Annotated in this window: 11 protein-coding genes; 6 read left to right on the top strand and 5 right to left on the bottom strand. The window is 66.5% G+C overall.

The window, feature by feature from the left end:
• Window positions 1-43: 43 nt before the first annotated feature.
• The 3 genes from ACQZF9_RS12095 (at window position 44) to ACQZF9_RS12085 (ending at window position 4555) form a co-directional block, all read left to right on the top strand.
• Entirely contained in the window at window positions 44-1081 is a 1038-nt protein-coding gene (locus ACQZF9_RS12095; protein WP_428309225.1) for a cell division protein ZipA C-terminal FtsZ-binding domain-containing protein, read from the top strand.
• 150 nt (window positions 1082-1231) lie between these two features.
• The gene (ligA, locus tag ACQZF9_RS12090) at window positions 1232-3292 is read left to right on the top strand and encodes an NAD-dependent DNA ligase LigA (RefSeq protein WP_428309224.1); all 2061 of its coding nucleotides are present in this window, start codon (window positions 1232-1234) and stop codon (window positions 3290-3292) included.
• A 126-nt stretch (window positions 3293-3418) separates the two neighbouring features.
• Window positions 3419-4555: a hypothetical protein gene (locus tag ACQZF9_RS12085; protein ID WP_428309223.1), complete on the top strand. Its 1137-nt coding sequence runs from the start codon at window positions 3419-3421 to the stop codon at window positions 4553-4555.
• A gap of 57 nt (window positions 4556-4612) precedes the next feature.
• Here the strand turns inward: ACQZF9_RS12085 and ACQZF9_RS12080 are convergent, their stop codons facing one another.
• Window positions 4613-6244 carry an alpha-D-glucose phosphate-specific phosphoglucomutase gene (locus ACQZF9_RS12080; protein WP_428309222.1) on the bottom strand — a complete coding sequence of 544 codons (1632 nt, stop codon included), beginning with the start codon at window positions 6242-6244 and terminating at the stop codon, window positions 4613-4615.
• A gap of 136 nt (window positions 6245-6380) precedes the next feature.
• Between ACQZF9_RS12080 and ACQZF9_RS12075 the strand changes: the two genes are divergently transcribed.
• Entirely contained in the window at window positions 6381-6896 is a 516-nt protein-coding gene (locus ACQZF9_RS12075) for a DUF1249 domain-containing protein (protein ID WP_428309221.1), read from the top strand.
• 96 nt (window positions 6897-6992) lie between these two features.
• On the opposite strand, the gene ACQZF9_RS12070 is transcribed toward ACQZF9_RS12075, so the two are convergent.
• A complete protein-coding gene (locus ACQZF9_RS12070; RefSeq protein ID WP_428309220.1) occupies window positions 6993-8348 on the bottom strand; it encodes a phosphomannomutase in 1356 nt (451 codons plus the stop codon).
• A gap of 119 nt (window positions 8349-8467) precedes the next feature.
• Between ACQZF9_RS12070 and ACQZF9_RS12065 the strand changes: the two genes are divergently transcribed.
• A complete protein-coding gene (locus ACQZF9_RS12065) occupies window positions 8468-8986 on the top strand; it encodes a gamma carbonic anhydrase family protein (RefSeq protein WP_428309219.1) in 519 nt (172 codons plus the stop codon).
• Between the two features lie 44 nt (window positions 8987-9030).
• Here ACQZF9_RS12065 and ACQZF9_RS12060 read toward each other — a convergent pair whose 3' ends face one another.
• From ACQZF9_RS12060 to ACQZF9_RS12050, 3 genes are read right to left on the bottom strand one after another with little or no spacing between them, the layout of a single operon-like run.
• Window positions 9031-9525 carry a SixA phosphatase family protein gene (locus ACQZF9_RS12060; RefSeq protein ID WP_428309218.1) on the bottom strand — a complete coding sequence of 165 codons (495 nt, stop codon included), beginning with the start codon at window positions 9523-9525 and terminating at the stop codon, window positions 9031-9033.
• Window positions 9526-9540: 15 nt separating this feature from the next.
• On the bottom strand, window positions 9541-10275 hold the full coding sequence (locus ACQZF9_RS12055) for a class I SAM-dependent methyltransferase (RefSeq protein ID WP_428309217.1): 735 nt from the start codon (window positions 10273-10275) through the stop codon (window positions 9541-9543).
• 7 nt (window positions 10276-10282) lie between these two features.
• Window positions 10283-10603 (bottom strand): SCP2 sterol-binding domain-containing protein, encoded by a 321-nt coding sequence (locus ACQZF9_RS12050; RefSeq protein ID WP_428309216.1) that lies wholly within the window; start codon window positions 10601-10603, stop codon window positions 10283-10285.
• A gap of 164 nt (window positions 10604-10767) precedes the next feature.
• On the opposite strand from ACQZF9_RS12050, the gene pepN reads away from it, so the two are divergent.
• Entirely contained in the window at window positions 10768-13362 is a 2595-nt protein-coding gene (gene pepN / locus ACQZF9_RS12045; RefSeq protein ID WP_428309215.1) for an aminopeptidase N, read from the top strand.
• Window positions 13363-13425 lie beyond the last annotated feature (63 nt).

Below are 13425 nucleotides of genomic sequence, written 5' to 3'. Positions count from 1 at the left end.
CCACAATGAGCAAGACCCTGACCATCGAGCGAGGCGGACCGGCATGAGCGCATTGCAATGGGCGCTGCTCATCTTGAGCGTGGCGATCGTCATCGCCGTGGTGGTGATCAGCCGCCGCGACCGCGAGCCGGTCGAGCCGAGCGAGCCGAAGCGCCGCCGCGAAAAAGCGGCACGCCGGGACCCGGCCCCGCGCACGGCGCCGGCCGAGCCGGTGCGCGAGCAGCTCGACATCTTCGACACGCCGCCGGCCGCTGATCCGGATCCGCAGTTCGAGCAGGAATTCGAGCGCAATTTCGAGCCTGCGCCGGAAGTCGAGACGCAGCCCGAGCCGGAACCGCCGCCGTTGCTTCGTCCGTCGCTGCCAGCTGCCGCTCCGCGCGAGCCGCTTGCTACGCCGCGCCGCATCGAGCCGGTCGAGTCCGCGCCGCCGCAGGACCCGATGATCAACCCGCTGTCGGGCAAGCAGTACGACGAGTTCGGCGTCGGCCGTCCGCGTCGCCGCACCATGCCCTCGCTGGACGCCAGTCCCGCCAACGACACGCGCCAGACCGAGCCCTCCGCGGTACCCGGCGCGGGCGACAAGCCGACCAGCGTGCCGCCCTGGGTCCGCACCGCGCCGAGCGCCGCGCCTTCGGCTCCGAAAGCGGCCGCGGCCGCGCCGCCGAAAGTCGAGCAGAAGATCGTCGCGCTGCTGATCGTCGAGCGCGACGGCGGCATGATCACCGGAGCCAAGCTGCATCCGGCGCTGGCCGCCCAGGGGCTGCAGTTTGGCGCCAAGCAGATCTATCACCGGCTGTCGCGCGACGAGTCGGTGTTCGCCGTCGCCAGCCTGACCAAGCCCGGCATGCTGATCCCGACCGAGGCCGCGCAGTTCGCGACGCCCGGGCTGTCGACGTTCATGGTGTTGCCCGGCCCGGTGAAGCCGTTGAACGCGCTGCACGACCTGCTGGCGACCACGCAGGCGCTGGCGCGCGCGCTCAATGCCGAGGTCTACGACAGCAAGAAGCAGCCGCTGACGTCGGAGACGATGCGCGCCTTGCAGGCCGACGTCGAAGCCTGGGCGCGCGCGGCGCAGCTCTAATCGCATGAAGCCGAAGTTCGGAACGGACATCCGTTCCTCCCGAGTTGCCGCTTGCGGCGTATCGAGGGACGCAACTGCGGTCGGTCCCTCGATACGCGCACGTGGTGCGCTACTCGGGAGGAACGGGGTGCGATTGGAGTCAAGCGGTCGATGAAACCCGCGACTCGCGCAGCGCAACTGCGCCAGCAACTCGCCGAACACAATCACCGCTACTACGTGCTGGATGATCCGAGCGTGTCGGACGCCGTCTACGACGAGCTTTTCAGCGAGCTTCAACAGCTCGAAGCCGAACATCCCGAGTTGGTCGCCGCGGATTCGCCGACGCAAAGAGTCGGCGGCGCGCCGTCGAAGGAATTTCTGCCGGTACGACACAAGCAGCCGATGCAATCGCTGCGCAAATGCGCCGACGAGGGCGAACTGCGCGACTTCGATCGCCGCGTACGCGAGGCATTGAATGTCGAGTCCGCGGACTACGTCGCCGAACCCAAGCTCGACGGACTCGCGGTTTCTCTCACTTATGAAAACGGCGTGCTGATGCGCGGCGCGACGCGCGGCGACGGCGAAACCGGCGAGGACATCACCGAGAATCTGCGCACGATCCGCCGCATTCCGCTGAGCCTGCGCGGCAAGTCGCCGCCGCTGATCGAAGTCCGAGGCGAAGTCTATCTTCCGTTGGAAGGCTTCCGCCGCATGGTCATCGATGCGACCGCCAAGGGCGACAAGCCGCCGGTGAATCCGCGCAATGCCGCCGCGGGCAGCCTGCGCCAGCTCGATTCGCGCATCACCGCGCAGCGGCCGCTGGCGTTCTATGCCTACGCGGTCGGTTACAGCGAAGGCTGGACGCCGCCGAAAAAACATTCGCAGGTGTTGAAGCAGCTCGCCGAATGGGGGCATCCGGTTTCCAGACTGATCGAAACGGTTTCCGGCGTCGACGGCTGTCTGCAGTATTTCGCCGGCATCGGCGAGCAACGCGCCAAGCTCGGTTTCGATATCGACGGTGTCGTGTTCAAGCTCGACGATCTCGCCGGCCGTGAGGAACTGGGCTCGGTATCGCGTGAGCCGCGCTGGGCCTGCGCCTACAAATTTGCCGCCGAAGAAGCGACGACCGTGCTGGAAAACGTCGAGTTCCAGGTCGGCCGTACCGGCGCGATGACGCCGGTCGCGCGCCTGAAGCCGGTGTTCGTCGGCGGCGCCAACGTGTCCAACGCGACCCTGCACAACATGGACGAAGTCGAGCGCAAGGATGTGCGCGTCGGCGACACCGTGATCGTGCGCCGTGCCGGCGACGTGATTCCGGAAGTCGTCGGCATCGTCGTCAGCGACGACGCGGCGCGCGCCGACCACGAGGCGCGCGCCAAAGTCGAACTGCCGCCGGCCTGCCCGGTTTGCGGCGGCGCGGTCGAGCGAGTCGAAGGCGAAGTCGTCGCGCGTTGTACCAACGGTCTGTCGTGCCGCGCGCAGTTGCATGGTGCGCTGGTCCATTTCGTATCACGCAAGGCGATGGACGTGGAAGGTTTGGGCGAAAAGCTGCTGGCGCAGCTGATCGATATCGGTCTGGTCAAGTCCCCGGCCGACATCTACAAACTCGATGCGACGACGCTCGCCGACCTCGACCGCATGGGCGAGAAGTCCGCGGCCAACGTCATCGACGCGATCGCCGCGAGCCGCGACACCACGTTCCAGCGTTTTCTCTATGCGCTCGGCTGCCCGCAGATCGGAGAGACCACGGCGCGCGATCTGGCGCGGCATTTCGGCACGCTCGAAGCGCTGTACGCCGCAGCCGAATCCGACGCGCCGACCGAGCACGACGCAGCGCTGAAAGACAAGGATCGCTTCCCGGCGCTGCGCGCAGTGCCCGATGTCGGCCCGACGGTTGCCGCGCATGTCGCGCACTTCTTCACCGAGCCGCGCAACCTCGACGTGATCCAGGCGCTGACCGATGCCGGCATTCGGTGGCCGGCGCCGAAAGCCGCCGCCGTCGGCACCTTCACTGGCCAGACTTTCGTCATCACCGGCACCTTGCCCGGTGTCAGCCGCGAGGAGGCTTCGGCGCTGATCGAAGCCAACGGCGGCAAGGTTTCCGGCAGCGTGTCCAAGAACACCGACTATCTGCTGGCCGGTGAAGCGGCGGGCTCGAAGCTGGCGAAGGCCGAGAAGCTCGGCGTCGCGATTCTGGATTGGGCGGCGTTGCAGAAGCTGCTGGCGGGATAGAGAACCTGTGGGAGCGGACCCTGTCCGCGACCGGCTCGTTGAGGCCTGAGTCGCGGACAGGGTCCGCTGCTACAGGTGCAGTAATCTCGATTCACGCCGCAGAAGAATTCAGGCACAGTCCAAAGCATGCGCTACCTGCTCGCCATCCCGTTCTCGCTGCTGCGTATCGCGTTCGCCGCGCTGCTGGTCTGGACCTGCGTACAGGCGGTGCCGGCCTGGGATGCGCGCGCGGCGTTCGACGCGTTGCCGAACTACGACTATCTGGTCGAAGCCGAGCGGCTGCGCACGCAGGAGAAGTACTCCGAAGCGCTGCTGGTGATCGATGCCGGGCTCGTGGTCGAGGCCGATCCGGTGGCGCAAACGAGGCTCGAACAATCGCGTGCCGGCATCGTCGCCGAGCGCGACGACTTCATGCGCCGGCTCGGCGATGTCGGGCAGGGTGCGTTGACCGGAACCGGTGATTCGGTCGAGGCGCTGGCCGGCGCGGTGACCGCGGATCTGTTCGTGTTCGGCGACGTGCGCGATCTGGTGATACAGAGCGGCAAAAGCCTGCGCGGCGAAGATGCCGACGAGCTGATCGTCGCGTTGTCGGCGGCCGGCATCGCACTGACCTTCGCGCCGGAAATCGACTTCGGCACCGCGGTATTGAAGTTCGCACGCCGTGCCGGCGCATTGACGGAGGCTTTCGCCAGGCGCCTGGCGCGGCTGGCACGCGACGCGGTCAGTGAGCGCAACATCACGCCGTTGGCCGATGTTGCCGGTGACGTGGCAACGCTGGGGCGCCAGGCACGCCCGGCAGCCGCGATCACGATCCTGAAGCACGTCGACGATCCCGAGACGCTGCGCGCCGCCGCGAAAATCTCGACGAAGCCGGGCGGCAGTTTCGCGCTGTGGGTCGGCGAAAGGCCGGCACTGGACCTGGCCAGGCATGGCGCCGACGGCGAAGCGCTGTTGCTGCGCGCGGCGCGAAAAGGCCGTGCCGGTGTCGACTACGCAGCGAGTCATCTGCGGCTGCTGACGCGAGCGCATCCGCTGCTCGGCCTGATCAAGAGTTTCTACAAGGGCAGCCTGCCGGCGCTGTTCGGCGACTGGCTGATGCAGCAGGCGCCGGCCGTGCTCGGCCTGCTCGCCGGCTGGCTGCTGTTCGAATGCTGGTTGTTCGCGCGGCGTGTGGGCCTGGCGGTTCGTGGGACCAGGGACGAGAGCCCCGTCGAAGAACAAGCGCCGCCGCCGAAGCCCGGCCGTGTCGCGCCGACCGCCTGAGTCGAGGCCCTCACTCCTAGCCCCTCTCCCGGAGGGAGAGGCGGATTGCGATCCGCCTCAGGTCACCACGTCCGGTGATTTACGCCCGGTGATCTCGCTGATCTGCACCAGCCTGTCGGCGATCGCGGCCAGCGGCGCCAGCGCATCGCCGGTCTTCCAGGCCAGCTTGTCGGCGGCGGTCTCGTAGCGCTCCAGATACAACCGCAGGGTCGCGCCCTTGGTGCCGGTGCCGGACAGGCGCACGATGATGCGCGCCGCGTCGCCGAACACCACGCGCAGGCCCTGCGCGGTCGCCTTGCTGCCGTCGACCGGATCCAGATAGCCGAACTCGTCCGCCTGGCTCACGGTCCAGTCGCCGTGCTTCTGGCCGACCAGCTTGGGCATGCCCGCGATCAGCGTCTGCATGACTTTCTGCGCGACCTCGGTCGGCAGCTCGTCGTAGTCGTGGCGCGCGTAGTAGTGGCGGCCGTACTGCTTCCAGTGCGTGTCGGCGAGCTGCTGCACCGATTGCCCGGTGACCGCGAGCACGTTGAGCCAGGCCAGAACCGCCCAGACGCCGTCCTTTTCGCGCACGTGGTTGGAGCTGGTGCCGAAGCTTTCTTCGCCGCACAAGGTGATGCGGCCGGAGTCGAGCAGGTTGGCGAAGAACTTCCAGCCGGTCGGCGTCTCGTAGCAATCCAGGCCACGGCCCTGCGCGACCTTGTCGAGTGCGCGGCAGGTCGGCATCGAGCGCGCGACGCCGGCCAGGCCCTTGCTATAGCCCGGCAGCTTGTCCAGATGCGCGGCGAGCATCGCCAGCGAATCGCCGGGCGAGATGAAGATGCCGCGGCCGAGAATCATGTTGCGGTCGCCGTCGCCGTCGGAGGCGCCGCCCAGATCCGGCGCTTTTTCCGAGTACATCAGGTCGACCAGCGGCTTGGCGTAGATCAGGTTCGGATCGGGATGGCCGCCGCCGAAGTCCTCCAGCGGCGTCGCGTTCATCACGCTGCTCTGCGGCGCGCCGAGCATTTCGACGAAGATGCGCTGCGCATACGGGCCGGTGACCGCGTGCATCGCGTCGAAGCTCAAGGAATGGCCGCGTCTGAACCAGTCGCGGATGCGGTCGAAGTCGAACAGGCTCTGCATCAGCTTGGCGTATTCGTCGACGCAATCGACGACCTCGACTTCCATCGCGGCGACGCTCTGCACGCCGCGGCGATCGAGATCGACATAGACGCCTTCCTCGATCGAATACCTGCTGATGGCCTTGCTCGCATCAAAGATCCTGTCGGTCAGCGCTTCGCCGGCCTGGCCGCCGCCGAAGATGTTGAACTTGATGCCGAAGTCGCCGTCTTCGCCGGCCGGGTTGTGGCTGGCGGTGAAGACGAAGCCGCCGGCCGCGCCGCTCTGGCGGATCAGGTGGCTGGACGCCGGTGTCGACAGGATGCCGCCCTGGCCGACGATGACCTTGGCCACGCCGTTGGCCGCGGCCATCGCGATCGCGGTCTGGATCGCAGTGCGGTTGTGGTAGCGGCCGTCGCCGCCCATGACCAGGGTCTTGCCGCGCAGCGTGGGCTCGACGTCGAAGATCGCCTGCAGGAAGTTCTCGAGATAATGCGGCTGCTGGAACACCGCCACCTTCTTTCTCAAGCCCGCCGTACCGGATTTCTGATCGGGGTAGGGCTTGGTGGCGATCTCGCGGACGGGCATAGGTTCTCGAAAACTCTTTGGGGCGGTTGTGGACTGTAGCCCGGCTCTCGGGGGGATTGGAAGCGGGCCGCAAAGACCGGAAATCAATCGAAAAGGCAAGACTTGAAAGCCCGCGGCCAGGCCTTATAGTCCCGCCATGCCTGTGACTTCACACCCCGACGCCGGCTCTTTCCATAGCGGTGGCCAGACGCGGCGCCTTGCGCAGCTGCTGGATCTGTATGAGCGCAACTATCGCCTGGTCGAGCGGCTGATCCCCGAACTGGAGATGCCGTTCGAAGAGGCGGTGTCCAAGTCCGCCTCGGACCTGCCCTTGCACCTGACCGTGCGCGAGCGCGACCGGTACACGGTCACGTTCAAGCTGACCTACGAGTTCGTCGACGCCGATGGCGTGCGCCGCCAGCCCGACATCTGGGTGCGGGTCTACCGCGACGCGACCATGGCCGAAGCGCTGGAATGCAGCCACAGGCCGCCCTGGCAGGGCGAGGATGACGCCGATCCCAAGGCCTGGGCGTTCCTCAACGAGCAATGGCGCCGCAACCTGATGCTCGGCAAGTGGCTGGAATACCTGCTAGAGCACGGGCATGGGTTCAGCCTGACAGCGCGGCCGCGGCAGCGCGGCAAGAGCGGCGCGGCCGCGGCCGCCGCCAGCTAGATTGCCGGAACAGTAGGAGCGGATCCTATCCGCGACTGTGCTCTGGCAGGCCTCAGTCGCGGATAGGATCCGCTCCTACAGGCGACGCGAGCGCCTTCAGGCGGCGTCGATCAGCGCCAGAATCTCCGCGGTCTTCGCTGCCATCAGCGACTCGTCCCCGCGCGATTCCACATTCAGCCGCAGCACCGGCTCGGTGTTGCTGCCGCGCAGGTTGAAGCGCCAGCTGCCGAAATCCAGCGACACGCCGTCGGTCTTGTCCGACGCCTTGGCCTGAGGAGCGTAGGCGGCTTCGATCTTGGCGATCGTGCCCTTCACGTCCTTGACGTGGCGATTGATTTCGCCGCTGGCCGGAAAGGCTTTCATGCGCTCCTCGACCAGCTTGCTCAGCGGCTTGCCGGTTTCGCAGACCAGCGCCGCCGCGAGCAGCCACGGAATGTTGCCGTTGTCGCAATAGGCGAAGTCGCGAAAGTAGTGGTGAGCGCTCATTTCGCCGCCGTAGATCGCGTTTTCCGAGCGCATGCGCTCCTTGATGAACGCATGTCCGGTCTTGCTCATCACCGCCTGGCCGCCGACCGCGGCGACCATGTCGACGGTGTTCCAGGTCAGGCGCGGGTCGTGGATGATCTTGCCGCCCGGCTCCAGCCGCAGCAGCGCGACTGCCAACAATCCCACGATGTAATAACCCTCGATGAAGCCACCGCTTTCGTCGAACAGGAAGCAGCGGTCGAAGTCGCCATCCCAGGCGACGCCGAAATCGGCGCCATGCTTCTTGACGGCTTCTGCCGTCGGCGCGCGCATTTCCGGCAGCAGCGGATTCGGAATCCCGTTCGGGAAGTCGCCATCCGGCTGGTGATGCACCTTGATGAATTCGAACGGCAGGAACGGCTCGAGCGCATCGACCACGGCGCCGGCGACGCCGTTGCCGGCGTTGACGACGATCTTCAGCGGCTTGAGCTTGGCGACGTCGACGTAGCCCAGCAGATGCTTGACGTAGGCATCACGATAATTCACCGGCGTCATTTTCGGTTCGCCGGGAGGGCATTTCGCATCCGAGGCGGCAACCGCTTCCTCGATCTCGCGCAGGCCGGTATCGCCGGACACCGGGATCGCGCCGCCGCGCACCAGCTTCATGCCGTTGTAGTCCATCGGGTTGTGGCTGGCGGTGACTTCGATGCCGCCGTCGACACCCGGCTGCTGCGCGGCCCAGTAGATTTCCTCGGTGCCGCACAGGCCGACATCGAGCACCTCGACGCCGCGCGCGTTGAAGCCGTGCGCCAGCGCCTTCAGCAGCGGCAGCGACGAGTGACGGATATCGCGGCCGAGCGCGATTTTTTTTGGCTTGAAGCGGTCGGCGTAGGCAATGCCGAGGCGATACGCGATGTCCGGATTGAGTTCGTCTGGCACGCGGCCGCGAATGTCGTATGCCTTGAAAGCGGGCAGGCGAGTGCTCATGGGTTTTGACTTCTCTTCATGGATTCGCGCCCATGCTATGCGAACGCCCGTCGCCGGACACCTGTCTCCAGGCTGCGACACCGTGTCGGGCTGTGGAGTCGCAGCGTTATACTCGCCCCATGCTCTATCAACTCGACTCGCATGCGCCGCAGCTGCTCGGCGAAAATTTCGTTGCCGAGAGTGCGCAACTCATCGGACGCGTGGTACTCGAGCGCGGCGCCAGCGTCTGGTTCAACTGCGTGCTGCGCGGCGACAACGACGAAATCCGCGTCGGCGAAGACAGCAACGTGCAGGACGGCAGCGTGTTGCACACCGATCCCGGCATCAAGCTGCGCGTCGGCCGCGCGGTCACCGTTGGCCATCTGGTGGTGCTGCACGGCTGCGACATCGGCGATCACACGCTGGTCGGCATGAAGTCGGTGGTGATGAACGGCGCGAAGATCGGCAAAAACTGCATCGTCGGCGCCAACAGCCTGGTCACCGAAAACAAGCATTTTCCAGACGGCGTGATGATTCTCGGCGCGCCGGCCAAAGTCGTGCGCGAACTGTCGCCGCAGGAAATCGTCGGGCTGCAGGCGCCGGCACGGGTTTATACCGCGAATGCGCAGCGGTATCTGAAGGGTTTGCAGAAGCTGTAGTGCGAAGTCGCGGACAAGGTCCGCGACTGGGTCCTAAGACGAAACTACTGCCGCTCTTTCGGATAGCTGTACGCCATCAGCCGTCCGCGTCCCGACGCGACATCACGCCAGTGCTCGACATCGAAGTCGATACGCGCGACCGCGCAGGTCGGCATTTCGGTGAAGTCGCAGCGCGCCAGCGCGTGGCACAGGTCGGTGAAGCCGGGGTTGTGGCCGAACAGCACCGCGTTCGGCACTTCATCGCTGAGGCCGCGAACGACAGCCAGCAAAGTCTCGACGTCGGCCTCGTAAATCTGCGGCTCATAGCGGATCGAATCGGCCGGCACGCCCAGCGCCTCGGCAAACACCAGCGCGGTGCTGGTCGTGCGTAGCGCCGGGCTGGCGACCAGTTGCAGCGGCGTTTCCGCTGCATGCGCGAAGCGTTGCGCCATCAGCGGTGCATCGCGGCGGCCGCGCTCGTTCAGCGGTCGGTCGAAGTCGGCGAGGGCGGCGTTGTCCCAGGACGATTTGGCGTGGCGAACCAGAGTCAGCGAGCGCATCCGTGCGAATGTCAGTTAGCGGTTGTTGAGATAGACATCGTAGCGCGCCTGAGTTCCGCCGAGTTCGAGCGCCGGCTTGCGATCGCCCAGCCAGCCGGCTTTGGCGCCGCGTTTGACCGCGATCCGCCGTGCGCTGCCGGCCAGCGCCGCATCGAGCAGGGCCGCGGCATCGGCGTCGCCGCCGGTGAGGTCGCGCAGCATCTGCATGGCTTTCTGCGGCAACGCGGTCTTGCCGTCGTCGGGATACATCGGGTCCAGATGCACCGCGTCGATGAGCTCGGCGGTGTGCTGCCGCAGCCACGGGATCGCATCGGCCTCGATGATGCGAACGCGCGCCGCCGCCGCCGCCAGCATCGCCACCGGCGATTCCAGCGCGCGCCGCTGTGCGTCGCGCAGCAGCGCGGCCATGATCGGCTGACGCTCGATCAGGCTGACCGTCGCGCCCAGCGCCGCCAGCGTGAAGCCGTCGCGACCCAGGCCGGCGGTAGCGTCGACCAGGTGAATGTCGTGTTTCTTGTGCAGCCCCAGCGCGCGCGACAGCAGCTGCTTGCGGCCGCCCTGAATGCGCCGACGCACTTCGGCCGAGGTCCAGTCCAGGCTCAGCGGCTCCCAGTCCGGGCGATGCAGCGCGCGCAGGGACAGCGCGCCGGCTATGGTTTCCAGCGCAAACGAAAAACCCCGGGCGTCGCCACCCGGGGTTTGCTCGTCGCCGGCGCCGGGCGGGCCGCTGCGCTCGCCGCTTTGGGCCAAGCGGGTATCAGCCAAGCTTGCCGGCGTCGAAGATCGTGGTCATGCGCTGCGCCAGCATCAGGTCGCCGTCGACCGACAGCTTGCCGGTCATGAACGCGGTCATGCCGTTGAGTTCGCCGGTCATCAGCGCGACCAGGTCGTCGTCTTCCATCGTGATGGTGACGTCGGCGGCCGGCGAGCTGCCTTCGCGCGCTTCGCAGGTGCTGTTGGCGATCACCACATACATCGGCGTCGACACGTTGAACTGGATCGTACAGTCCACACCGGCGCCGGCGTCGGCGTCGAAAGCCTCGGGCATTCTCTTGATCAGGTCGGTTGCAGCGCTCATTGAAGTATTACCTCAGGACTGAAAGATGATGGCGCGGATACTACGTAGGCCTCGGGCGCCGGGCAACATCCGTTCGGGCGAGCCGCGGTACCGGTTCGGCTGCGATTCGGGGCGGGGCGATACAATGCGTTTTTCCCTGGCTTGCCGCACAGACCCCCGATCCGATGAGCGCTTCCGTCGAAATCTTCCGCAAGGACTACCGCCCCCCGTCCCACGTCGTCGATCGTATCGAGCTAAGCTTCGATATCCGCGAGCGGACCACGGTCGTCGCTGAAATGCAGCTGCGGCGCGTTGAGGCCGGCGATGCGGCCGCGCCCTTGCTGCTCGACGGCCGCGGCTTCGAGCTGCTGGAGATCGCCGTCGACGGCGTCGCGCTGGGTGAGTCGCGGTACCAGCGCGGCGACGAGCAGCTGACGATCGCCGATCTGCCGGACGCCTTCGCGCTGCGCGTGGTGACCCGGCTCGATCCGGATGGCAATGCCTCGCTGGAAGGCCTGTACCGCTCCGGCGCGATGCTGTGCACGCAGTGCGAGGCGCGCGGCTTTTCGCGGATCACCTATTTTCCCGATCGCCCGGACGTGCTGACCACGTTCCGCGTGCGCATCGAGGCGGACGCGCAACGCTATCCGGTGCTGCTGTCCAACGGCAATCCGGTCGAGTCCGGTGCGCTGGACGGCGGCCGTCATTTCGCGATCTGGGAAGATCCGTTCCGCAAGCCCTGCTACCTGTTCGCGCTGGTCGCCGGCGATCTGGGCCTGGTCGAGGATTTCTACACCACCGGTTCCGGACGTGAGGTAACCTTGCGCTTCTATGTCGACCACGGCAGCGAATCGCGCGTGCCCTACGCGATGGACTCGCTGAAGCGCGCGATGCTCTGGGACGAGGACGTCTACGGCCTGGAATACGATCTCGACACCTACATGGTCGTCGCCGCGCGCGACTTCAACATGGGCGCCATGGAGAACAAGGGCCTGAACCTGTTCAACGCGCGCTACGTGCTGGCCTCGCCGCAGACCGCGACCGATGCCGATTTCGAAGGCGTCGAAGCGGTCATCGCGCACGAATATTTTCACAACTGGACCGGCAATCGCGTCACCTGCCGTGACTGGTTCCAGCTGTCGCTGAAGGAGGGCCTGACGGTTTTCCGCGACCAGAACTTCTCGCAGGACATGAACGGTGCCGACGTGCACCGCATCCAGAGCGTGCGCCAGTTGCGCACCTTCCAGTTCAGCGAAGACGCCGGGCCGATGGCGCATTCGGTGCGGCCCGAGTCCTACGTCGAGATCAACAATTTCTATACCGCGACGGTGTATGAAAAAGGCGCCGAGATCGTGCGCATGATCCAGACCCTGCTCGGCCGCAAGACTTTCATCAAGGGCGTGCAGCGTTACCTGCAGTTGCATGACGGCTCCGCGGCGACGATCGAGGATTTCCTCGCCGCGCACGAGGAGGTCTCCGGCCGCAATCTCGATGGTTTCCGCCGCTGGTACTCGCAGTCCGGCACGCCACTGGTCACGATTAGCGACGAGCACGATGCGCGCGCGCAGACCTATACCCTGCGCCTGCGCCAGAGCCATCCGACCGCAAGCGCGGCGGCGCCGAAACTGCCGGTGCCGATCCCGATCCGCTTTTCTCTGCGCGACGGCAACGGCGCGCGTATCGAGGTCGCCCCGCAGGCGCCGCTGATGCCGGCCGACGACCTGCTGTTGCTCGAAGACCAGGAAGCGGTGCTGATACTGCCGAACATTCCGCAGCCGCCGACGCCGTCCTTCCTGCTCGGCTTCTCCGCGCCCGTGCGGCTCCAATACGCCTACGACTCCGAACAGCTGGTCAATCTGCTGCTGAACGAGGACGACGGTTTCGCACGCTGGGAGGCGTCGCAGCGCCTGCTGATGAATGCGTTCTTCGAGCTGCTGTCGGGTGCGCCGGGCGAAGACACGCGTGCGCTGATCCACGGCTTCCAGCTGCTCGCGGCGCGGCCGGCGGAAGACCGCGCGCTGCTGGCCGAGTTGCTGCGCATGCCCTCGGAAAGCTATCTGGCCTCGCAGCTGCAGCCGCTGGATGCAGCGCGTCTGACGTCGGCGCGCGACGCGCTGCGACTGCGCATCGCGCAGTCGCTGACCGGACCGCTGTCGGTGTGGTCGGGCTCGGCGCCGGAAGAACCGGGGCCGAACAATGCCGCGCGCCGCGCGCTGGCCAACGTCGCGCTGTGGTACCTGGCGGCGACGCGCGTGGGCCGCATTCTGGACATCTGTGCCGCGCGTGCCGACTCGGCCAACATGACCGTGTCCTATGGCGCGCTGGCTGCGATCAACGACATTGCCTGCCCGCAACGCGAGGCGGCGATGGACGCTTTCCTGCAGCGCTGGCGCGGCGATGCGCTGGTGCTGGACAAGTGGTTCGCGCTGCAGGCCGGCTCGGCGGTCGAGAACGGCGTCGAGCGCGTGCAGAGCCTGCTCCAGCATCCGGATTTCACGCCGAACCCGAACCGCCTGCGCGCGGTGCTCGGCACCTTCTGGCGCGAGAACCTGCGCGCCTATCACCGCGCCGACGGCGCCGGTTACCGCCTGCTCGGCGAGCAGATCGCGCATCTGGACCAGAGCAATCCGCAGATCGCGGCGCGGCTCGCCGATGGCCTGCTTGGCTGGCGCGATTGCGTCTCGCCACAGGACCAGCTGCTGCGCGCGGTGCTGGCCGAGCTCGCTGGTAAATCCTTGTCGGCCGATGTGAGCGAGAAGATCCAGAAGGCGCTGCTGTGAGCCTTACGCGAATGCCGCTGTCACACAGCAGTCATATAATGGCCGCCATTGCCACAAATTTGT

The sequence above is a fragment of the Hydrocarboniphaga sp. genome (assembly GCF_965279055.1).
In the GTDB taxonomy this organism is placed as follows: Bacteria; Pseudomonadota; Gammaproteobacteria; order Nevskiales; family Nevskiaceae; genus Hydrocarboniphaga.
Note: the sequence above shows the minus strand (reverse complement) of the source record. Positions and strands in the feature narration are given on the sequence as shown.

Coding starts and splice junctions, on each gene's coding strand:
- ACQZF9_RS12095 (WP_428309225.1), top strand. CDS start 44: ATGAGCGCATTGCAATGGGCGCTGCTCATCTTGAGCGTGGCGATCGTC.
- ligA (WP_428309224.1), top strand. CDS start 1,232: ATGAAACCCGCGACTCGCGCAGCGCAACTGCGCCAGCAACTCGCCGAA.
- ACQZF9_RS12085 (WP_428309223.1), top strand. CDS start 3,419: ATGCGCTACCTGCTCGCCATCCCGTTCTCGCTGCTGCGTATCGCGTTC.
- ACQZF9_RS12080 (WP_428309222.1), bottom strand. CDS start 6,244: ATGCCCGTCCGCGAGATCGCCACCAAGCCCTACCCCGATCAGAAATCC.
- ACQZF9_RS12075 (WP_428309221.1), top strand. CDS start 6,381: ATGCCTGTGACTTCACACCCCGACGCCGGCTCTTTCCATAGCGGTGGC.
- ACQZF9_RS12070 (WP_428309220.1), bottom strand. CDS start 8,348: ATGAGCACTCGCCTGCCCGCTTTCAAGGCATACGACATTCGCGGCCGC.
- ACQZF9_RS12065 (WP_428309219.1), top strand. CDS start 8,468: ATGCTCTATCAACTCGACTCGCATGCGCCGCAGCTGCTCGGCGAAAAT.
- ACQZF9_RS12060 (WP_428309218.1), bottom strand. CDS start 9,525: ATGCGCTCGCTGACTCTGGTTCGCCACGCCAAATCGTCCTGGGACAAC.
- ACQZF9_RS12050 (WP_428309216.1), bottom strand. CDS start 10,603: ATGAGCGCTGCAACCGACCTGATCAAGAGAATGCCCGAGGCTTTCGAC.
- pepN (WP_428309215.1), top strand. CDS start 10,768: ATGAGCGCTTCCGTCGAAATCTTCCGCAAGGACTACCGCCCCCCGTCC.